Consider the following 20,059-nt stretch of genomic DNA (forward strand, 5'->3'; position numbering starts at 1 on the left):
CATGGTCACATCAGGTCATATTTCAGATATAATATGCATTAGATTATCTGAATAGTATTTTATAAAAGAAAAATAATGTATACATGATGAATCTTTCGACATTGGTAAAAGGAATTCCAGGAATCATCCCAGGAGGATTGTCTATCAAGGATTTCAGCATGGCAACCCAAACTAGTGAAGATATGACAAAAATCATACTAGATAATCTGATGCAAAACGGAATAGGAGAATACAGAGAGGAACAAATTCATTTTAAAGATTCAGACAAATTAAAAACATGCATTATTGCAATAAGCATGGGCTCACCAATAGAAGAAATATCCCGCATGCTAGAGTGGCAAGACTTTGAATCACTTGCAGCCGAGGTGCTAGAGAAACGAGAATTTGATACTACGAAAAATGTCATCCTAACCAAGCCCAGGATGCAGATAGATGTAGTAGGTATCAAATCAGGTGTTGCAATACTTGTTGACTGCAAACATTGGAACAACATGACGCATTCTGCACTTCAGGAAGCAGTAAAAAAACAAATTATCAGAACCAAACACTTTGTTTCAAAGACAAAAGTCAGAGGAGCAATACCAGCAATTGTTACTCTTTATCAACATGATTTGCAATTCATTGACAAAGTACCAATCATTCCAATTCATCAGTTAGACTCATTTTGTGATGAATTTTATGGAAATATAGAAGAGATTCAAAGTAGTGTATAGATGAAGAATCCCGTAGTTATCAAAAGAAATGCTTGTGTAATCCTCATTGCAGTGTCAAGCGATTTTGAATAAATTTCTAATTGATTCCCTCCCATCACCTTGACATTTGTTTCACTTTTAAGAAGTTCATATGATGATACAGGAGAAGTTTGTTCTGCTTTTTTTGCCAATTCCATAAACCATGAAATAACATCATTAGCCTTTGAAAGGCTTCCAAACTCGAAATATCCATGTTTATTTTTGGCTGTACGTGCTTTGTAATGCGTATCAGAGGTACATATTTCAAGAAAGTTATATCCATTTTTTGAAAAATGATTTGCGATTTCTTCTCGTAGACCATTTAGCATATTATTTGCATCAGCCCATGCAAGAAAGAATTTTTCATCCCCAATCTTAAAACACATTATTGCAACTTTTCCAGGACCTAAATCATCTGCACTGAAACTAAGACTTTCAGAATTTGCATATCCGATTTCCATTGGAAGTGTCTCTTTTGTAATTAATGTATCGAGTGTAGATTTGGCAGCATTTAGTAGATCATCAGCATCAAGCTTTTCGATTTCTTTACCCATTGCATTATGACTATCTACAATCAAGACCCGTTCATATCCACGATTCTTACCATATTGTTCAAGTTCAGATTTTATATAATATGGAATATCCTCCATCCCGTAGGGAGATAATGAAAGAATCAGTATAGCAGTTTTATCAAATAACAGACCAGTAGTTCGCGCTTTGTTGACTTGAATTGTGACAGGTTTGGTGCTCTTTGAACCTTGTTGAATTGTAGAATTTGTTTTGAGGCTTGTGATATAAAGTTCAACTTGAGATTTAGATGGTAGATTGAGTGAGTGATCAGATATACTATGCATCACCATTGCAGATGAATCAAGATTTTTGTAAATCAGGTACGGGATATTGCTTCCACCTATAGGATGAAAAGGACCAGGATGGAGATCCGGTATGACAAGTCTACAGTTATGATTTTTTGTTTTGAATAAAACTTGAAAAGTTGAGACTTTGGATGATTCAGAACGTTTTTCCATCAAATATTCCATAGGTTCTGGATTATTATTTGTCCATGCGGCAAGATATGCTTGTAGAAATGCATGTGTGCTTGAGAGCTTTCCTCTACCTGCAATTCTATCACTAAGTAAGGTCCAGAGGCTTCCCAGTATACAGAATATAACACCATATTCGATTGCACGTGGATCAGTTAGCATTGAAATCCACATTGTAGAAGGAACAAATGCAAGAAACATAGAAAGCGGTTGAAGTAGACAAATTATCCAGGCAGTACGTAATTTAGCACCAAGTACTGATGTAAATATAGCAATACGAAAACTAGCATATAGTAACATGCCTTCTGTGATGTAAATAGGCAACAACTGTGGTTTGGAGAACACGTATGAAGAAAGAATCCCGCATAGTATAGTTACAAGCCACAAAAGATTTCCAAATGCAGACATGTGGATAGATTTAGAATATTCAGTACGCAGTATTTTTGGATCTAAAAACTGTGTTCCCACTAGCGCACCAATAGTTATTGGGATTGCCAGTGTAAGATTATCAGTAGATTTGAAATAATCAATGTACGATACAGCTACTATAACACAGGCTACTGCAATAGAGATTGCAAGAGATACATAATGAGAAGTAGGAGTAAAAGTGGTTAGAGTATAACGCTTATGAATGCGAGATACATCATCTGAGCTTTCCGTCATGACGAGAAGAAGATTTTCAGAATCCACGAAATTCCAATCAAAGAAGCAGGTATTGCTACTACTATCTCTGGTTTTAACTTGTAACCCTTGGTTTCATCCTCAAAGAATCTCAGCAAACCTGCGCTAGAGGCAGGAAGTGGTGCAGATTTTTTGCTGCTCATGTTATTTTTGCATCAAGGATCTTTAAATAAATACCTTTTTGTGCCTAATGGCTTCCAAGTTTACCCTTGATGGCCATTATTTCATTGATATTATGCAAGATCTGTTTTTGTTTTTCAAAGTCTTTCTCTTTTTGTAGGAGAGTGGTAAGATCTAATAGTTTTTGATCCAAGTTATCAGATAGAGTATCTTCGGTAGTATTTTTTTGTGCGATGACTTGTTCAGTTTTTTCATCCTTTGCTTCTCTTCCGCAGCTTACACATAATGCACTTCCATTTTTCATAACTCGTACACCTTTACAATATGGACATGGATCACTGACAAGAGTAGCACCGCCCAATAACAATTCAACTGCTTTCTTTGTAAGATCTTTTGACATGACATAATGTACTTTATTCAAATAAAAAAACATAGAGGGATAAACAAGGCTTAATAGTAGGATCTCGACCTTTTATTTCGAATGGCGGTAATCTGCAACACTTGCGGACTTCCTAATGATTTATGCGCCTGTGGTGAACTTGAAAAAGATCAAACACAGATTGTTGTAAGACTTGAAGAAAGACGTTTCAAAAAGAAAGGAACTATGATTGAAGGAATAAATCCGAAAATGAATGATCTTGGTAAAGTTGTAAAAGAATTAAAGGCTCGTTATGCTTGTGGTGGCACTGTAAAAGAAGGTTACATCTTTTTGCAAGGAGATCACAGAGATACAATAAAGACAACTCTTGTCAAACTTGGATTTCCAGAAGCCAGTATTGAAGTCCATTGAAATCAAGTTTGCAAACAATAAATAAAATTACAAAAATTCTATCCATTCCGTACTCAGGATTTTTATCCGTGATATTTGGGATGATGATTCTATCATTTCCAGTCGGCCTTTATGTGACATTCAATTCAGAGATTGGAAAGGACATCAATTACCAATATCCAATAAACGGACTTGATTTATTCATAGGGGGCATAAGTTACAAAATTCCCATTTCATTTGAAATAGGAGATGCGTTTATCATTGCATGGTCTATTTTTATAATATTATTTTCAATATCATATCTAGGGCCTGAAGATTCTTTTCTAAAAACACTCTCAAACATGATGTCAAGAGGATCAAACACCATAAGAAACAACGGACTGACCAATATGATTACGTGGTTTTCAATTTTGATTGTATCATCAGTGGTAATTGAAACCATACAACAGATGTTTGGAATTAAGATAGAAGCTCCCTTGCCAGACAATGACCTCATTCGTTTCTTTCAGATTGGCATAGCACCTCTAACTGAGGAAACAGGGTTCAGAGTACTTTTAATCGGGGTGCCACTATTTTTGATGTATTCTCACAGTGCATCATTGAAGATATTTTTCAAATCATTATGGAGGCCTTCCAGGTATTTGACTATAAACAACTATAGAAAACCAATGATGCTAATCATAACCATCGGTTTACTTTTTGGTGTGTCACATATAATTTCAGGTACGCCATGGAGTCCCGGAAAAGTCACTCAGGCCACAATCGCAGGCATAATAATTGGGTGGGTATATGTCAGATACGGATTTGCCCCGGCCATACTAGTACATTGGGCTACAAATTACTTTTTGTCATCATATTTGTTTTTTATTTCAGATCTGAGTCAAAATCCTGCAATAAATGATTCATCAAATCCATTCTCAGATACACTTGAAATGATCCTGATCATGACAGGCTCAATTGCAATTGCAATTAAAGTACTAGCATACATAGAATCAAGAAATACTTCTGTAAAACAGATTTTGTAGATAGAAAAAATTAACAATCAAGAATTTTTTTGAGATTTGTAGTAACATCATTTTCAGAGAGTGACAATATAAAACGTAGATCAGATTGGTCATCTATATCCAACATAATTCTTCGTATCAATACAAGTGCTGAACTCGTATTTCTTTTTTCTGCGGTATCAAGATGAATTTTATAGCTATCTTCATCATAATGTGTCTCCATGGCTTTTGGAGGCATTCGGAAAAGAGCATTTGTTCCATCAAATTTTCGTGATGGAACAACTAAAACACACCTATCAGAGGTTTTCATTTCGTACAAGGAACGAATATCATCAGGCGTAATTAGAGGAATATCCTGTGGAAAGACGATTGTTCCTTCAAATCCCTCATCTGTAAAATAATTATCAGCTAGCAAAACAGCGCTATTTACCCCTTGTTCAGATTCATCGTATATTTCAACAGCTCCAAATTTTTTGCCAATATTTAGAGCAGTTTCATCTTTGCTCACAAGTATTGTTTTAGAAATAACATCAGAATTAGATATTGTTTTTAGAACAGATTCCAACATTAACTGGCATATTTGTTCTGTTTTTTCAGGAGACATGCCAAGACGCGTTTTAGCTCTTGAAAAAGTCTTGACAGGAATTATTGCGCCTATGCGCGAATTAGACATGTACTTGTTTTAAAATAAAGGATGCAAGTGCTTCCTCGTCTTTCTTGTCTTTCATCCTTATCTTAGTTTCATAGACTTTCATATCGAGGTTTTCTATTTTTCTAGTTAGCAATCTATCTGCAGTATCGATTACCATATGAGATGCAACTTCAGAATACATTTTTGCAAGTCCATAGACTGATACTTCCATGCCTGCTGCTTCCATGTATTTTGTAGCAGGACCACTAATTGCAGTATTACCTATAAGAGGACTAACAACAACAACTTTTTTCTTTGACTTTGATAATTCTTTTCTAATTCCTTTAATGGATAAAATTGGACCTATGCTAGTCAATGGATTGCCAGGAGCAATTATTACCAATTTTGCATCATGAATTGCATTAACTGCGGCAGGATTTGCACGAGCCTTGTCAGCACCAATATATTTTATCCCTTCAACTTTATCCTGACCTTTGTATTTGACCCAATATTCTTGTAGATGTAGATCACCTTTGTTTGTAACAATTCTTGTTTCTACACTATTATCAGTAACTGGTATTATCTTGGTGTCAATTGCAAATTTTTGACACATCCATTCAGTTATGTCAGAGAGATTTTTCCCATTTTTGAGCATGTTAGTTCTCAGCAAGTGAATTGCGGCATCTCTGTCACCAATGTTAAACCAAGTCTCTTCCCCAAGCATTTCCATTTGACGCAAAAATCCATAGGTATCCTTCTTTATTCCCCAACCTTTTTCAGTATCTAAAACATCTGCAAGACCATACAAAATAGTGTCAATATCAGGACAGACATACAATCCATACAACCAATAATTGTCTCCAACATTTGATATCACAGAGATATCTCTGGTTTGAGTTGCAATACCTCTTACAAGTTTTACAGAACCTGTTCCACCTGCGAGAATTGTAATCATTTTCTTATTTGCACCGTGAAGTTAGTAACCTGTACCAACTAAATATTACTCTTGCCAATAGATCTACAAGAAATTCATAATCAAGAAAATTAATGCTAAGATTTATTACTATCCTGAAGAAGAAAAGCTGTCGTGACTAAGAGATTTCTTTTAGCATCAGCCATTTTTAGTTTAATAGTTATAGGAACTGTTTCTCCGATTTTTGCAACTGTGGATTTCAACGCATATCTACCAATCGAGGGAACACCGATCAATCCAGAATTCAAATTTACAAAGAACATATCCATAGATTACTCCAACGGAGGTAAATTGAAAGATCTTTTACAAGGTAAGAACATGACAATTGCTTTCACTGATACATCTGCAAATAACACCAGCATAAAATCACTCATGGAATCAATGAATACAGAGTTTGCAACAGACAGAAAGACATTGGCAACAGCGACCGATTTGAAGTTAGATTATCAAGTCCAGATAAACGGTGATGACAAACAAGCTACATTTGATTATCGTATAACACTGATTCCAACCATGACAGGATACACACTAACTAAAGGCAGTGGAGACACACCTACAGTTTTAGATATATCATGGATTGGGTTTGTCATGAACACCCCAATAACCATAACAACTGCAAAATACGGAGACCTTGAGATAAATTCACCATTAGGAGTAGTTCAAAGTCAACTACCTGATGTTTACAACGCATTAAAAGGAACACCAGCAGAACAAGCTCTAAGTGATAAAATAATAGATGCAAGTCCACTCGTGGCATATCCAATAGACAAGTGGAATACTCTTTTCGATCCAGCCTATACTCTCAGTGAAACAGCAGGTTATGGATATTCAGGACAGAAAGTAGCAGTAACAGGATTTGCATATGGTCAAAGCGATTTATACCAAGGATCTTTAAAGACACAGAATAAAGAATTGGACTTTACAACAGATGCAAAATATCATTTATCAGTAATTGACAGAGCAAGTTCAGGCACAATAGATGCAGCAGGTCATGCTAACGGGTACATGGTACAAGGAGACCCAGCAATTTCAACGACTGCTCAAACATCAACAACAACCGGGGTTGCTACAGCACAAGGACTTTCAACTATGACAATATATGCAATGGCAGGATTTGCAGCAGTTATCGCAGCAGGCATTTTCTGGTGGAGCAACAGAAAGATGAAAGAGTCCCTAAAGAGAGGAAAAGATACAAGTCCACCACCGACATTCCAGTACGAAGAAAGAAAACACTGGGCTGACAAATTCGACGAAGATAAAAAATAGTGCGTTCTGGCCGTAACCCTCCTTCTGTTTTCACGACATTTCGCTATGCGGCCTACCTAAACAAAGTGCAGCTCTTATTGTTTGATTTGGCCTTTCTCCGCATGGGATGGATTTTTCATTCACATCCTGGAAATCTCAGGTTTTACCATCATAGTGCTCCAGTTATGATTTTTTTCTGTGCCATTGCCAGTCATCTCTGACTATCCGTCTCCAGATCACGCTTGCTGCAAGGAGGGAGGAGTTTCCTCTGCCGTAGCAGTAATCGTTCACCAGCTCGCACTGGTCTAGTCTCAATATCAATATTTTAGCCTTTGAACACACATGCCCATACGAGTAAATAGTTACAAGTAGAGATTTATTCGACCATTCAGCCCTCACGGATAGATATGGAGCATGACTCACATGCAGGGCTTGTTCGTAGCCTTTCATTACTTGACATAACTATGATAGGAATTGCTGCCATGATAGGAGGAGCAATTTTCAATTTGGTAGGACCTGCAATGTATGAAGGAGGACCATCGCTTCTCATAGTATTTCTTGCAAGTGGAATCATCAGTTTCTTTACAGCATTAACATATGCAGAATTAGGTTCTGCATTTCCAGAAGCAGGTGGAGGATATAGATGGGTCAAAGAGGGACTTCCAAGACCAAATGCATTCATCAGCGGTTGGATTGCATGGTTTGCACACATGATAGCAGGAAGTCTGTATGCAGTATCAATTGGTGATTTTTTTGGAAGTATGCTCACAAGCATAGGTGTAGCGTCACAATTTGGCGGGATTCCCCTTGACAAGATAATTGCAATATTATCAATAGTTCTCTTCACTTATGTAAATTACAGAGGAGTCTCTCTAACAGGAAAAATTGGCAATGGTCTTACTTTTATGCAGATAATCATAATCATAGTTCTTATCGCATCAGGAATTTATGCAATGAGTTTTGTCAATCATAACTGGGCAGTAAACTTTCAGCATTTTGTTCCAAAAGGCATAACAGGATTCATCTTAGCAATGGGAATCACGTTTATTGCATTTGAAGGCTATGAGATAATAGTACAAGCAGGCGAGGAAGTAAAAAATCCAAAAAGAAACATACCAAAAGCAATTTTCATTACATTAGGCATAGTCACAGTCCTTTACATTGCATTTACTTTTGTCTTCTTAGGGGGAATTGATGCTACAAAAGTTGGCAAAGAAGTATGGCAATACATAGGCGATAACCAAGATGTAGGAATTGCAAAAGCTGCAGAATATCTTATCCCGTATGGAACGACATTAGTATTCGTAGGAGGATTGGTTTCAAGTGTTGCCGCTCTTAGTGCAACTACTTTTTCTTCAAGCAGAGTTTCTTTTGCGATGGGAAGACAGTACAATTTACCATACATATTTAGTTCCATACATTCCAAGCATCATACTCCTCATTTTGCCATAATTGCATCAGGTTTTATCATGCTCATAATGGCATCCTGGTTGCCACTTGAACAAATTGCACTTGTAGCAGGAGTCATGTTTTTGTTTCTCTTTACGCAAGTAAACTGGGCAGGTATCAACATCAGACGAGTTCACGGTAGCAAACTTGATTACGGATTCAAGATTCCATTATTTCCCCTCATGCCAATCATTGGCATAATATGTAAAGCAGGTCTAGCAATTTTCCTTCTAGTATACAATCCACTTAGTTGGGTAATTGCAATAATTTGGATACTCTTAGGTTTTTCAATATACAAGTTGTATATTGCAAAAAAAGAGATAGATCACTATGCACCTCTTGTTGCAAACATGGGTCCGGCAGAAAGAAAAAGTTACAGAATCATGGTGGTCTTTAATAAAAAGACGATTGAAAAACTAGTCAAGATTGCATCAGCCATTGCAAAAGACAAAGACGGTGAGATTTCACTGTTAAATGTTGCTACAATCCCTCTCCAGATACCACTTTCAATGGGACATAGGTTTGCAGAGCCTGTGATCAAGACATTTGACAATTTAAAAAACACTCCAGGATTTGCTGAGCACCGATACCTGGTAAGACTCTCACATGATAACACAGAGGCAATTCTTGCAACTGCAGAAGAGCAAGGAATCAATTTACTCATCATGGACTTTTTTGATCTTCGAAATAACAGAAAACTACTTTCACTTGCAACATGCGACATACTAGGTGTGAGCATAAGAAAAGACTTTGAAAATGAATTATCAAACGTGGTTGTATCATACGATAAAGGTAGGCATTCTGATCTTGGAATTGAGATAGCACATGCATTTTCAAACGTGATGGGAAGTAAAATGAGAATCATACGAGGAGTCGTAGAATCTCCAGAAGAAGAGCGAGATATACTAAGCAGGATTAATGAAAAAATGTTTGATTTAGACTTGAAAAAAATCCCGGTAGAAAGAGTATACCCTACAAGTTCAGAGATAACAAAGGACTTGCTTGAGAACCTGAACAAAGATCCTGAAATTGTAATTGTAGGAGCAGGAAACCAATCAGAACAAGCATTCAGTCCAAGAACTATGGAAATAGTAGAAAAATCACGCTATAGCGTATTTGTTGTAAGGGATTCAAGGTTTGCAAGCATAAAGGCAAGGTACTTTTGGCAGATGATAGCACCCAGACTAAAAGAAAATAGAATAATTTACAGAATTTACCGTAGCATATACAGATTAAAACCTACAAAGAAAGTTCCATCAGATGAAGAATATTTTTCAACAAAAATTTGAAAAGACAATAGTTCAGATGCTTAGTTTAGTCCATATTCTTGTGATATCATCATAACATCATCACTAGTTTTTGCATTGAAATAATCTTCAAGAAGATACTGGTTCAAATCAAGAAAAGTGTGACCCCATTTGAATTTGTTGAGAATCGAGTTTGCAAGATCCTTGTGTCCTAGTATATACAAGGCGCCAGATATTGCTTCAGCAGTGGTAAGTTTACCAATTTTTGAATAATTTACTGGATTTCCTGCAAGAAGCGGTGGCAGTTTCTTTGAGATACCTGTAAATTTCTTAAGAAAAGTATCTTGTGCCAACTCCCATGAACAGTCTATTCCTGTAATAGAGTGAGTTTTCTCCTTATCAGATTGTAAAACAAATTCGGATGCAAAGGGATTTAGGATTACATCAGTTCCTTTAAGATGCTTTATCCTTCTGGCAATTCCAAATTTTACTAGTTTTGCTGCCGTACATTTTGTAGGATCGTCCTGTTCAAACATCAGTACTTGGATTTGCATGATTGTATCAAAGAAGATTCAAGAATAAATTGTTTAAGATGTCTATTTTGCCACATATGTTACTTGATAATAGAATCTAGTTGTTTGGTCTTTTTTGATTATTTCTACTCCCCATTCACCATTTGGAATTACATCGCCAGCGTGTGCAGGCATGATGCTAAATTGTTCCAGCCTCACTCCAGTTCCAGTATATCCGACCAGATAGTCCATGCCATTTACAGTCACTGTTTGGTACAAGAGACCTGAATTGGCAGTAGATTTTGTTATCTTACAACCACTATCCTGTCCAATTATGCAGGTGCCATCTTGCGAGCTAACTTTTACGCTAATGGAATTTTCATCTCCAGGATTTACTCTGAGTAATCCATCAAGTTCTCGTGGATAATATGTTGCACTTTCTACAGATTTTGAGTTTAGTTCCACAGCAATTACAGATTGTGGAAGTTTATTGATTTTATCAATAAGAATTCCAGGCGACTGAGAATGTCGTTGGATTGGACCTATGGTAGACGGTACAGTGGTAGGAGTAGTGTTAACAGTAGTATTAGAGGTTTGATTTACTGTGGATTGTGTTTGATTTTCAGGAATCGTCATATTTTGTACTGGCAATTTATCAACCACGTTAAAGTAGGCATAATATGCTCCAAATGGAACCTGCGCTATTATTGTGTAATTTCCAAGATGAGTATTGTTTGGAATCTTGTAGTTATAGACAAATGAACCGTATTGGTCAAATGCCACAGTAGCCTTTGGCACAAACAATCCTTGTTTTGACATTACCTGCCCCTCACTGATTACTGTGTCGTTTGCAAGACCAAAAGCAAGATCAACGTTATCTACAGATACAATGTAACTTGTCCTGCCTGTGATCAGAACAGTCTGTCCTGGCAGGTATTTGTCAGTATCAGTAGTCATAAACAATTGCAATTTAGTTGAGCCTGATGAAATATTGTCAGTGACATTAAATGAGGTTATTGCCTTGTTTGTAAGATATTGTGCATACAGTTTGTAGGCACCAGTCTTCCAGATTCCAGTATGGAATGGAACGGTGACATAGAACTGCCCACCAGGGTTCACAGTAGCATCGCCTCGATATATTTGCTGACCATCGTTTGTATATATCAAAATCTGAACTTGAGTGTTAGTATCTTGAGATGCAGCATTCTGTACGGGAATAACTTCTCCCCTTATCTTTGCTACATCAGTTGACAGATAATCAGTTTTGTCAGTAAGTACTACAATAGGGGCAATCTCTTGGTTTGGTTGTGGACTTTTAGATACTTGGAAAAAGAGATCAGCATTTGCATTAGTAGAAGTTATTTTTATTCGGTATATTCCGTATAGATTTACAGTAGGATCAAACACTGGAGAGGCGGCTCTATTGGTTGTCGGAGGCATGTATCCAGTCTTTGCGCTATTAGGTATCGTCCAGGACCACGAAAACATTCCATTGTTTATCGCAAGAGGAGATACAGATTGTTCACCGTCAGGCTGAGTCAAAGTTACAGTAAATGAAGTACCTGCAAGAGAGGAAATTTGTCCTGTTAGTGTTATTGTATCTCCTATTCCATAGACCTTTTTGTCTGTGCTTGCCACAATAGGACCTTGTGAACCAGTGGCTAATGGATCATAAACAGTAAAAGTTGTAGAAGTACTCAAGTTACTATATGATGCTTTTAGAGTATAAGTTCCAGGTGCGTAAATCCCGGTCTGAATAATTTGTTGTATTTGATAATTACCGTTAGCATCAGGGAACGCAAAATATGAGAGAGCGTTAGAGGTTGAAACACCTACATTATTGATAAAGCTGCCACCTGAAGATATTGGTCCTCCTGTAGAATTGAACACTTGAATCTTCACAGTAGCACCGGCGTTCTGTGTAGATAGCTGAATAGGGTTGAGAATTTTACCAGATATTATCATGTGTTCTCCCAAGGCATATGAGTTCTTATCAGTAACTATGCTAAATGGAGATGAGGATGAGCTTGCGGCCTTGTAATCAGCAGGGTTTGGTACTACTATAAAGTCAGCCTCTGCAGTACCTTGTGGTATCGATATTATTGCTCTATAGTTTCCTAGCCCATCTGATGTTCCAACTAGAGCAAATTTGTATGTAAAAGTATTATCAGACTGGAGATTTACCAATGTTACAATATTTGCAGTATTTGGAACAATTCCACGATTTCCACTAGTTTGAGTACCTGAACTTCCACCTACAGTAGTTTGTATTATTTGCAGACTTGGACTTAGTCCCAGATTCTGTAATCCCTTGAATAGTGTACTTCCACTTAGGACTACAGTTTCCCCAGGAGCATATACCTGTTTATCAGTAGACAGAGTTATGACATTACTTTGTACTTGACTTGATACTAGGGTGAATGTCGTAAATGCAGAGGCATCACCATAGGTAGCAGTTATACGATATACACCATATATAGGATTAACACTGTTGATAAGCAATCCAGTTGCACCTGCACTTCTCTGATATTGATTTGCAGAAGTTATTTTTCCTTGAGAGTCTGGAAATAGATTTCCCTGATATACAATCGTATTTGTTGGATCATACACTTTGTACTGCACAGGAGTAAGTGGCAATACCTGAGAAACATTGCCAAGCAATACAATCGGTTGTGAGATTGTATAGTTCGAGTTATCAGTGTATATCATCATAGTGAGTGGTGCAGATTGTGTAGGTGGAACAAATGCTACAGAGCTCAAGGAGAATGTAGATGATGTCTGAGCAGTACCATATGATGCAGAAATTGTATAAGTACCTTCTGTAAATCCTAGGACTTGATCAGTTTTCACATATGTAGAAAACTTTAGATCATTTCCAGGATACAGCGAAAATGTATTCTTGAAACCTCCTGGTCCTGATAAAACAATGTCAACAGTTTGAGGAATTGTGGATACTGCAGGATTTTTTACAATTTGTGATACTTGCCCACTGATATTTACTACATCTCCAAAGACATAGCTTTGCTTGTCGGAAGAGATGGACATTGTCAGTTGGCTTGTAGTGGTTGATGTCGTAGGTTGTCCGTTTGAGGAACCAGGTGTACCAGTTTTGAATACCCAGTCATTCTGGGAGCCTGTGTCGTATCCATCATATACTCTTTGCCAAGTATTGCCATCACTTAGAGAATCAGACAATGAAGGAGTTTGATCAATTACAGTTCCAGATGAATTTTTCAATTGTATGATGGCACCAGCATGCGGGAACCAAATTGGCACATAGTGATACAGGATAAACTGGTGACTTGAGATGCTGGTCCCAGATGGAATTGAATATACTTGTTTTAATCCGGTGGTGGCCCCTATTGTCCATCCACCAATGTTTACATCAGAGCTTGTAGGATTATACAGTTCAACCCATTGTGCTGGAAATTTGGTGTCGTCAATAGCAGGATTTAGTTCTACTTCATTTATAACAACACGATTTGCTATAGGAATTGTTTGGCCATTTGCGGAATAACCATGTCCAAATGCAAGTAAGGCAACAATTCCCGCAATAAGGCATAGTCCAAGGTATTTCATCTGGAATACCATTTCAAGGCAGAGTTTGTAATTTTAGGTGTTGATTGTGGAAAAGTTGAGCTAGTTGTTAATGCACAAGATGTCCTGGTTTTCACATGCAGTGTACCCTTACATGTATTATAAGCAGTACGCAGAATTCATTCCTTACCAGAGTATGATTATTGCAAGTCACATTTGGGGCATTTGCCGTCAGATATTTTTTCTCCACATACGGCACAGATGCCTTGCCCAATTTCTTTTTGAATCTGTCTTTTTTTCCTCCCCACAAACACTTTGATTCCAAAGTACACCAAAATTGCAATGACAAGAGCATAGATAGGTGCCAAGACGGACATCATACCTATCATCAGAAATAACACTCCAACTATTAGCAAAATTTCGCGTTTTTCAAATTTCATTTTAATAATCTATGACCGGGTTTTTTCAATAAATACTATTGCCAGAACTCAGAGTCACTGAATTAACAATCATTTTGTGTCATGTCTCTAACTCTTCTTCATCGTCTGGCTATCACTATTTTCATATGTCAAATAATAACTAATTGCATTTTATTCAAATATACATCAATTTGTCAAAAAACAGTGGACAGAGTAGAGATTGCAGGTTATACATCGGCGTTGCTTTCAGCAGTATTTTTTGGATCGGTTCCGATAATTGCAAAGCCAATAATATCAAATGTCAATATACTGCTTCTTTCATCCATAGCATATCTTGCGTCAGCATTAATGTTCACCCCCATTGCAAAAACCAGAGGTACAATTACAAGGAATGACTATGCAATATTAGCTACAATATCTATTTGTGGTGCTGCAGTTGCGCCATACATGTATTTTCAAGGACTGAGTCAATCAAGCGCTGCAGATACATCGTTATTGTCTAACGTAGAGACAATGTTTACAATACTACTAGCGTTGATTTTTTTCAAAGACAGATTAGGTAAGATAGGCGCTATATCAGTTACACTTGTTTTAACAGGAGTTGTCATAATAACAACAAATCTGCAATTTTCAAGTTCATTGTTACATCTTAATGCAGGGCATTTTCTTATTCTTGGTTCCATGGGATTATGGGCAGTGGACAACAATCTTAGTAGAATAATATCCACAAGAATGGACACAGGCAGATTGGTTCAGATAAAATCACTTGTAGGTGGTTTAATTTTATTGTCAACCGTATTTTTCTTCCAAATACCACTTGCAATAAAATTTGAGCAGATACCATACATAATTACGCTAAGTGTTGTAGGCTTTGGAGGTTCACTTTACTTTTTCCTTCAAAGTTTGAAGAGGGTTGGCACAATCAAAACAACAATGTTGTTTTCAATGGCATCAGTATTTGGTCTTGTTTTTTCAAGCGTATTTTTACATGAACAAATAAGCCTGTATCAGACAGTTGCAATTACAATCATGCTTGTTGGAATTTACATGATAAGCAAAAAAGAAGAGGAGAAAAAACAGATTTCCAAGTTTTAAAAATGTTAGATTCCCAAATATACTACAAACAGATAGTAAATTACCACATTTACAAGCGTAATAACTATGCCAATCTTGAAGAATTCAAGAAATGTAAATGCCTTTACTCCTCTTGATTCTGCTGCCTGGATTATGATTATTGTGCTTGCGGCTCCAAGTATTGTGAGGTTTCCTGCAATAGTCGATGAACATGCAAGCATCATCCATTGTACTATATGTGAACCAGTAAATCCTCCTGCAGACATGACCTGACTGTACAGTGCAACAAATGGAACATTGCTCAATACTTGACTAACAGTTGTACTGTATACAGATATCACAGTACTGCTTTGAAAAACATTTTCAGGATTTGGCATGGGAAGATGTTTCAAGAATAAAGAGATTGCACCTGACGACCATAATGCACTTGTGAGTACAAACATGGCCGCAAAAAATACCAGTATATGATAGTTCACACTTTTCAGTATTTCAAGTCGTCTGCTGCTTGCAGCATATAATGTCATAGCACCAATTAATGACACCAGACTGATGCGTAGATCAAAAATATGCAGAAAAGACAGTATCTCAGATGCGAAAAATCCGCTGATTGTCAACAGCAATACAACTAGCGATATTTTAGCAAGTTTAGGATCCTCAATTGGTATACTTTCAAGTATGTTGTTGTTTTTGTAATTGACAGACATTTGCAACAAGTCTTTTTTAAAGTAAATTTTGAGAATATACCAGGTTACAAATAAGTTAAGAATTGTTGGGATTGCAAGGAATTTTATGAAATTTGTAAAGGGCAATGAAATCCCGCTTTGAACTGCAATCAACAGATTTTGTGGATTACCTATCGGTGTCATTGCACTTCCTATCGTTATTCCAAATGCAAGAGATAGTAGTAGAACTACCGGTCTTGTGCCAAGATGCTTTGACACATAGATAACAAGCGGGATTCCCACAAGGGCAATAGTATCATTTACTAGAAATGCAGAAAGTAGACCCATGCCCACAACAAATGCCATCAGTAACAGTTCAGGAGTCTTTGCCTTTGCAAGCATCTTTGTGGCAACCACTTTGAGAAGACCAGATCTATCAAGAGAGGACACTATACTGAACATACCAAACAAGAATAGTATGACATCTATCTGGATTGATTTTATTGCAGATTCGATATCTATTACTTGAAAGAGTACAACAAGTAATGCACCAATTGACATTGCCACCCAAATAGGAACTCGGAATTTTATTCGCCCAACAATTAGAACATATACTATTGCAAAGATCGCCAGAGCCACATATTCTTTCAATATGAAATTAAGAAGTCAGATGTGGTTTATTTCTTATTAATCAAATTTTGCAGAAACATCATAGACAAGACATAGAAATGGGGGGGTATAGATGGGGACATGCCGTTTGACCTTTTTTCAGACTAAAAACGAAAGCAAGAACTTTGATTATACTGAAACATGATTTATCGAAGAGAGATTAATCTAGAAGATGTGTTTACCAGATACAATGGATGTGTACAAGGATCCTCATAAATTTGAAAAAGAACTTGCAAAGATTAATGCCCAATTAACTATCGTAGCAACTGGAGGTTCGGTCTTTGCAATCTTTGGAGTTTCTTTATTCATTTTGGGTGTTACGACTGGTTTTGATGCCATCTCAAAAACTGGTGAAGTAATGACCCTTCTTACCATCATTAGCAACGTTTACTCTCAGTTTGGGATTTTCATATTTTTTATAGGCATTTCAGTTCTAGTTTTGGCTCAGTTTTTGATTCCTCGCAAAATCGACAAGCTGAAGTATTAGATGTAAAAAATCAATCAGAAACTTCTCTAAGATCCATATTTGGAATTATGATTGAATCTCCTTTTGTAGGGTCTAAATCTACGTTCTTGGTGGCTTCTCTTATACTGTCAAATGTTTTGACTGAACTTTCATGATATGTGCATTTTATATCATGAGAAAGAGCTTTCATGCATTTGTGAATTACTTCCTCTTCTGATTCTGCAAAATCTACAATTGCCCTGTTGGCATCCTCCATTATGTAAAAAGAGGGATTTTTCATTTCTAGGAGTTGCTTTATTGCATATTTTAGAATAATAACTGTCATATGATTTGTTCTAGATTTTTGTGGTTTTAAGATTTTATGTTATTTTGTATTTGGAAGATATCCTCTTATTTCATAGTAATTCCATTTGATCATATATCAAAGCATGAATGAAAGTAAGAACCAAAAATTGTTTAAATTAATCAAGCGCTAATCAAAAACATGATAATTGAAGGCATTATACTCATAATAAAATTACTAAGTGGAAAAGGAGTGATAGGTTCGATAAGTGGTGCATCAGCTGGTACAGCTGCTAGTACAATTGCCAAGAGTACAATATTTGCAAAATCTGGTTTAACGGGTGAAATTGGTTCTAATGCAATCGGGATAGGAATTGGTGAAAAGGTTGGTAATTCAATTGAACAATACAGGGAAAGACGCAAGTCATTTTATTCTAAATGGCCAAAATCACAAAGAGAATTTGAGAAAAGAAATAAGGAAGAAGGAAAACGACTGGAGAAGTCTATGAAAGCGATGGAAAAGAATAGAGAGAAAAGAAATAAGGAAGAAGGAAAACGACTGGAGAAGTCTATGAAAGCGATGGAAAAGAATAGAGAGAAAAGAAATAAGGAAGAAGGAAAACGACTGAAAAAACTAATGAGTGCATGAATCAATTTATATGATTTTTTTTACTTACGGATGAGTTAGAACCATATCTTTAAGTTTCATTTTTCGTATCGCGCGTTTTCCGCTCATAACCGTAATAGTCGGATTTGTATTTCCAACATCTTGTGGCAATAGTACGTTTCCACCTCCACCAGATCTAATATGTCTTGGAAGTATACTGTTATCATCCCACCATTTGCATGGGTCTTTGTTACATAAAATGAGGCATGCTTCTACGGTCTTGCTTGGATGTAGTATTCTCACGTATTCTTTTCCATTTTCAAAAAATTTCTCCAAGGTAAAATTATGCATCATATTCTTTCTCGTACTTTTCTTCTTCAATAATTTTAGTTCGATGAGCGATTTTTTAATATTTTTATGATATCCCAGCATTTTTCTTGCTACTTTGAGACTCTTGGTTCCTTTTTGAGTATTGCAAGAACGATGTGAGAGTTTTACATTAGTTAGATCTGTAGCTCCTCCTTTAGCAAAGGCTTGAGTATGTTCAAATTCTGTGTCTGATATTCCGTGAAGTTTTCGTCCGCAAAGATTGCACATGTGAGGATTCAAGTCCCAGCATTTTTTTTCTTGTGCATGTGTTAAGTTTCTAGGTTTTTTGGTATTCTTGATTTTGGTTTTATGGATCTTAAGATCTTTTAACAAATCAATACTGTCATAGATGGACTGAAGATTTTTCAGATCCTTGTCCATCCTATACCTAAAATCATGTACCATTTCATCAAGATCCCTTTCACCACTTGATAAAGTAGGTGTCAGATAATGAAATTGTTTTACTAGAATTTGATTATCATCAATTAATTCAAGTAAATTCTTAGTTTTGTCATACCATTTACTTCGTTGAATGTTGGCTGCTTTCAGATCACTTTCAGAAAATATATTGTATTTCTGAATGGTACGACCTTGTCTTAATTGCAGATCTATTCTTTTATGTGCTTCTTCTATTGGAATTGTGAATTTAGGACGAACCAAGAACTATTGATCATTTATTCATCTACATAATAAAGAGAATCACAACATTGACTCATACCTGTAAATAATTGCATTTCCCTTTTAATTCTCCCTCGTATCTAATAATCTGATTTAATGAATTTCTTAAATCGGAAAGCAAGGATAGTGATTTTTTAGATATTTCTTTTAATGGATTTGTCAGTTCGGTTATTTCCGGTTTATTGACTATTTCTTTTATTACTGGCAATGTACCGTTTTTAGAGGATACATTGTATAGATTTGGCCAACGTTTTATATCGTCATGAAAAATGCAATTTAAAGCAACGGCCACGGTCATGCTTATTTTATTTTGTTCATTTTGTTGCACGTTAATTGATCTTTCTAATTCATCAAAGAGTTTCAGTACAAGAACATTGAATTTCTCATGGTAAATGGGATAACTTTCATCTATATACTTCTGAACTATTCCTATCTGTTTTTTAATTTCTGGATAATGATTATCCAAATCATTGTATAACACGTTATCTAGGAATATCATTTCATTTCCATATGAAGAACTTGAATTAATTATTGAAACCCACAGTTTGACATCCATTGTTTCTTTTAACTCCCGATCATTCATTAAATCTAGAAGAGATTGTTTTCCATATAGCGTGGATTCATCTATGCGAAAATGACTTGTGACATTATCAACACCATTTACAAGTAATTCTAAACAATTCTTTTTGATTTTGTCAAAATGGATTTGACGCGCTTGACTAGTTTTCTTTATTTTTTCAGATCTATGTGGACTTGTCCACGCGATTAGACTAGACATTACAATTGCTATGACTGAAATTGCAAGAGATGCGATACTAAATACAAGGCTTGCATTCCATGAAAAATCTGTTCCCATAACTCCATAAATAAGTCAGTCCAAATTATATCTTG

The 20,059-nt window shown here is 36.3% G+C and carries 20 protein-coding genes and 1 other RNA gene; 8 read left to right on the forward strand and 13 right to left on the reverse strand.

The window, feature by feature from the left end:
• The first annotated feature begins 86 nt into the window (after nucleotides 1-86).
• Entirely contained in the window at nucleotides 87-713 is a 627-nt protein-coding gene (locus NSIN_RS08200; RefSeq protein ID WP_245871952.1) for a restriction endonuclease, read from the forward strand.
• On the opposite strand, the gene NSIN_RS08205 is transcribed toward NSIN_RS08200, so the two are convergent.
• From NSIN_RS08205 to NSIN_RS08215, 3 genes are read right to left on the reverse strand one after another with little or no spacing between them, the layout of a single operon-like run.
• Nucleotides 698-2,464 carry a DUF2070 family protein gene (locus NSIN_RS08205; protein ID WP_245871953.1) on the reverse strand — a complete coding sequence of 589 codons (1,767 nt, stop codon included), beginning with the start codon at nucleotides 2,462-2,464 and terminating at the stop codon, nucleotides 698-700. The genes NSIN_RS08200 and NSIN_RS08205 overlap by 16 nt on opposite strands.
• A complete protein-coding gene (locus tag NSIN_RS08210; RefSeq protein ID WP_101010734.1) occupies nucleotides 2,434-2,598 on the reverse strand; it encodes a preprotein translocase subunit Sec61beta in 165 nt (54 codons plus the stop codon). Before NSIN_RS08210 ends, NSIN_RS08205 begins: the two co-directional genes overlap by 31 nt.
• Before the next feature lie 44 nt (nucleotides 2,599-2,642).
• Nucleotides 2,643-2,975, reverse strand: coding sequence for an Sjogren's syndrome/scleroderma autoantigen 1 family protein (locus tag NSIN_RS08215; protein WP_101010735.1), 333 nt, complete (start codon nucleotides 2,973-2,975; stop codon nucleotides 2,643-2,645).
• An 81-nt stretch (nucleotides 2,976-3,056) separates the two neighbouring features.
• On the opposite strand from NSIN_RS08215, the gene yciH reads away from it, so the two are divergent.
• Together yciH and NSIN_RS08225 are read left to right on the forward strand one after the other, a co-directional pair.
• On the forward strand, nucleotides 3,057-3,365 hold the full coding sequence (yciH, locus tag NSIN_RS08220; protein ID WP_101010736.1) for a stress response translation initiation inhibitor YciH: 309 nt from the start codon (nucleotides 3,057-3,059) through the stop codon (nucleotides 3,363-3,365).
• A gap of 80 nt (nucleotides 3,366-3,445) precedes the next feature.
• Nucleotides 3,446-4,369 carry a CPBP family intramembrane glutamic endopeptidase gene (locus tag NSIN_RS08225; RefSeq protein ID WP_133124122.1) on the forward strand — a complete coding sequence of 308 codons (924 nt, stop codon included), beginning with the start codon at nucleotides 3,446-3,448 and terminating at the stop codon, nucleotides 4,367-4,369.
• 10 nt (nucleotides 4,370-4,379) lie between these two features.
• On the opposite strand, the gene cofC is transcribed toward NSIN_RS08225, so the two are convergent.
• Complete coding sequence (cofC, locus tag NSIN_RS08230; RefSeq protein ID WP_101010738.1) at nucleotides 4,380-5,021, reverse strand: 2-phospho-L-lactate guanylyltransferase; 642 nt, start codon at nucleotides 5,019-5,021, stop codon at nucleotides 4,380-4,382.
• Entirely contained in the window at nucleotides 5,014-5,934 is a 921-nt protein-coding gene (cofD, locus tag NSIN_RS08235) for a 2-phospho-L-lactate transferase (protein ID WP_101010739.1), read from the reverse strand. The genes cofC and cofD overlap by 8 nt, the downstream gene beginning before the upstream one ends.
• Nucleotides 5,935-6,066: 132 nt before the next feature.
• Between cofD and NSIN_RS08240 the strand changes: the two genes are divergently transcribed.
• A complete protein-coding gene (locus tag NSIN_RS08240; protein ID WP_101010740.1) occupies nucleotides 6,067-7,218 on the forward strand; it encodes a hypothetical protein in 1,152 nt (383 codons plus the stop codon).
• Between the two features lies 1 nt (nucleotide 7,219).
• Here NSIN_RS08240 and rnpB read toward each other — a convergent pair.
• An RNA gene (gene rnpB, locus NSIN_RS08245) (RNase P RNA component) lies at nucleotides 7,220-7,496 on the reverse strand.
• 108 nt (nucleotides 7,497-7,604) lie between these two features.
• Here rnpB and NSIN_RS08250 point away from each other — a divergent pair.
• Nucleotides 7,605-9,935, forward strand: a complete 2,331-nt coding sequence (locus NSIN_RS08250; protein ID WP_101010741.1) for an amino acid permease — start codon at nucleotides 7,605-7,607, stop codon at nucleotides 9,933-9,935.
• Between the two features lie 20 nt (nucleotides 9,936-9,955).
• On the opposite strand, the gene NSIN_RS08255 is transcribed toward NSIN_RS08250, so the two are convergent.
• From NSIN_RS08255 to NSIN_RS08265, 3 genes are all read right to left on the reverse strand, one after another.
• Nucleotides 9,956-10,447, reverse strand: a complete 492-nt coding sequence (locus NSIN_RS08255; protein ID WP_101010742.1) for a DUF367 family protein — start codon at nucleotides 10,445-10,447, stop codon at nucleotides 9,956-9,958.
• 42 nt (nucleotides 10,448-10,489) lie between these two features.
• Nucleotides 10,490-13,984, reverse strand: coding sequence for a lamin tail domain-containing protein (locus tag NSIN_RS08260; protein ID WP_165775291.1), 3,495 nt, complete (start codon nucleotides 13,982-13,984; stop codon nucleotides 10,490-10,492).
• Nucleotides 13,985-14,142: 158 nt separating this feature from the next.
• A complete protein-coding gene (locus NSIN_RS08265; RefSeq protein ID WP_245871954.1) occupies nucleotides 14,143-14,382 on the reverse strand; it encodes a hypothetical protein in 240 nt (79 codons plus the stop codon).
• A gap of 183 nt (nucleotides 14,383-14,565) precedes the next feature.
• On the opposite strand from NSIN_RS08265, the gene NSIN_RS08270 reads away from it, so the two are divergent.
• Entirely contained in the window at nucleotides 14,566-15,456 is an 891-nt protein-coding gene (locus tag NSIN_RS08270) for a DMT family transporter (protein ID WP_165775292.1), read from the forward strand.
• Nucleotides 15,457-15,461: 5 nt separating this feature from the next.
• On the opposite strand, the gene NSIN_RS08275 is transcribed toward NSIN_RS08270, so the two are convergent.
• Complete coding sequence (locus NSIN_RS08275; protein ID WP_133124123.1) at nucleotides 15,462-16,736, reverse strand: ArsB/NhaD family transporter; 1,275 nt, start codon at nucleotides 16,734-16,736, stop codon at nucleotides 15,462-15,464.
• 220 nt (nucleotides 16,737-16,956) lie between these two features.
• On the opposite strand from NSIN_RS08275, the gene NSIN_RS08280 reads away from it, so the two are divergent.
• Nucleotides 16,957-17,253, forward strand: a complete 297-nt coding sequence (locus tag NSIN_RS08280; RefSeq protein WP_133124124.1) for a hypothetical protein — start codon at nucleotides 16,957-16,959, stop codon at nucleotides 17,251-17,253.
• Between the two features lie 10 nt (nucleotides 17,254-17,263).
• Here the strand turns inward: NSIN_RS08280 and NSIN_RS08285 are convergent, their stop codons facing one another.
• On the reverse strand, nucleotides 17,264-17,557 hold the full coding sequence (locus tag NSIN_RS08285; RefSeq protein WP_101010747.1) for a hypothetical protein: 294 nt from the start codon (nucleotides 17,555-17,557) through the stop codon (nucleotides 17,264-17,266).
• 159 nt (nucleotides 17,558-17,716) lie between these two features.
• On the opposite strand from NSIN_RS08285, the gene NSIN_RS08290 reads away from it, so the two are divergent.
• On the forward strand, nucleotides 17,717-18,163 hold the full coding sequence (locus NSIN_RS08290; RefSeq protein ID WP_101010748.1) for a hypothetical protein: 447 nt from the start codon (nucleotides 17,717-17,719) through the stop codon (nucleotides 18,161-18,163).
• A gap of 24 nt (nucleotides 18,164-18,187) precedes the next feature.
• Here the strand turns inward: NSIN_RS08290 and NSIN_RS08295 are convergent, their stop codons facing one another.
• Nucleotides 18,188-19,150, reverse strand: coding sequence for an HNH endonuclease (locus NSIN_RS08295; protein WP_101010749.1), 963 nt, complete (start codon nucleotides 19,148-19,150; stop codon nucleotides 18,188-18,190).
• Nucleotides 19,151-19,202: 52 nt separating this feature from the next.
• Entirely contained in the window at nucleotides 19,203-20,024 is an 822-nt protein-coding gene (locus tag NSIN_RS08300) for a hypothetical protein (RefSeq protein WP_101010750.1), read from the reverse strand.
• Between the last annotated feature and the right edge of the window lie 35 nt (nucleotides 20,025-20,059).

This window comes from Candidatus Nitrosotalea sinensis (assembly GCF_900143675.1).
Classification (GTDB): Archaea; Thermoproteota; Nitrososphaeria; order Nitrososphaerales; family Nitrosopumilaceae; genus Nitrosotalea; species Nitrosotalea sinensis.

Excerpts from the sequence above, each read along its gene's own strand:
- NSIN_RS08200 (WP_245871952.1), top strand. The coding sequence starts at position 87 with ATGAATCTTTCGACATTGGTAAAAGGAATTCCAGGAATCATCCCAGGA.
- NSIN_RS08210 (WP_101010734.1), bottom strand. The coding sequence starts at position 2,598 with ATGAGCAGCAAAAAATCTGCACCACTTCCTGCCTCTAGCGCAGGTTTG.
- NSIN_RS08215 (WP_101010735.1), bottom strand. The coding sequence starts at position 2,975 with ATGTCAAAAGATCTTACAAAGAAAGCAGTTGAATTGTTATTGGGCGGT.
- yciH (WP_101010736.1), top strand. The coding sequence starts at position 3,057 with ATGGCGGTAATCTGCAACACTTGCGGACTTCCTAATGATTTATGCGCC.
- NSIN_RS08225 (WP_133124122.1), top strand. The coding sequence starts at position 3,446 with ATGATGATTCTATCATTTCCAGTCGGCCTTTATGTGACATTCAATTCA.
- cofC (WP_101010738.1), bottom strand. The coding sequence starts at position 5,021 with ATGTCTAATTCGCGCATAGGCGCAATAATTCCTGTCAAGACTTTTTCA.
- cofD (WP_101010739.1), bottom strand. The coding sequence starts at position 5,934 with ATGATTACAATTCTCGCAGGTGGAACAGGTTCTGTAAAACTTGTAAGA.
- NSIN_RS08250 (WP_101010741.1), top strand. The coding sequence starts at position 7,605 with ATGGAGCATGACTCACATGCAGGGCTTGTTCGTAGCCTTTCATTACTT.
- NSIN_RS08255 (WP_101010742.1), bottom strand. The coding sequence starts at position 10,447 with ATGCAAATCCAAGTACTGATGTTTGAACAGGACGATCCTACAAAATGT.
- NSIN_RS08260 (WP_165775291.1), bottom strand. The coding sequence starts at position 13,984 with ATGAAATACCTTGGACTATGCCTTATTGCGGGAATTGTTGCCTTACTT.
- NSIN_RS08265 (WP_245871954.1), bottom strand. The coding sequence starts at position 14,382 with ATGAAATTTGAAAAACGCGAAATTTTGCTAATAGTTGGAGTGTTATTT.
- NSIN_RS08280 (WP_133124124.1), top strand. The coding sequence starts at position 16,957 with ATGGATGTGTACAAGGATCCTCATAAATTTGAAAAAGAACTTGCAAAG.
- NSIN_RS08285 (WP_101010747.1), bottom strand. The coding sequence starts at position 17,557 with ATGACAGTTATTATTCTAAAATATGCAATAAAGCAACTCCTAGAAATG.
- NSIN_RS08290 (WP_101010748.1), top strand. The coding sequence starts at position 17,717 with ATGATAATTGAAGGCATTATACTCATAATAAAATTACTAAGTGGAAAA.
- NSIN_RS08300 (WP_101010750.1), bottom strand. The coding sequence starts at position 20,024 with ATGGGAACAGATTTTTCATGGAATGCAAGCCTTGTATTTAGTATCGCA.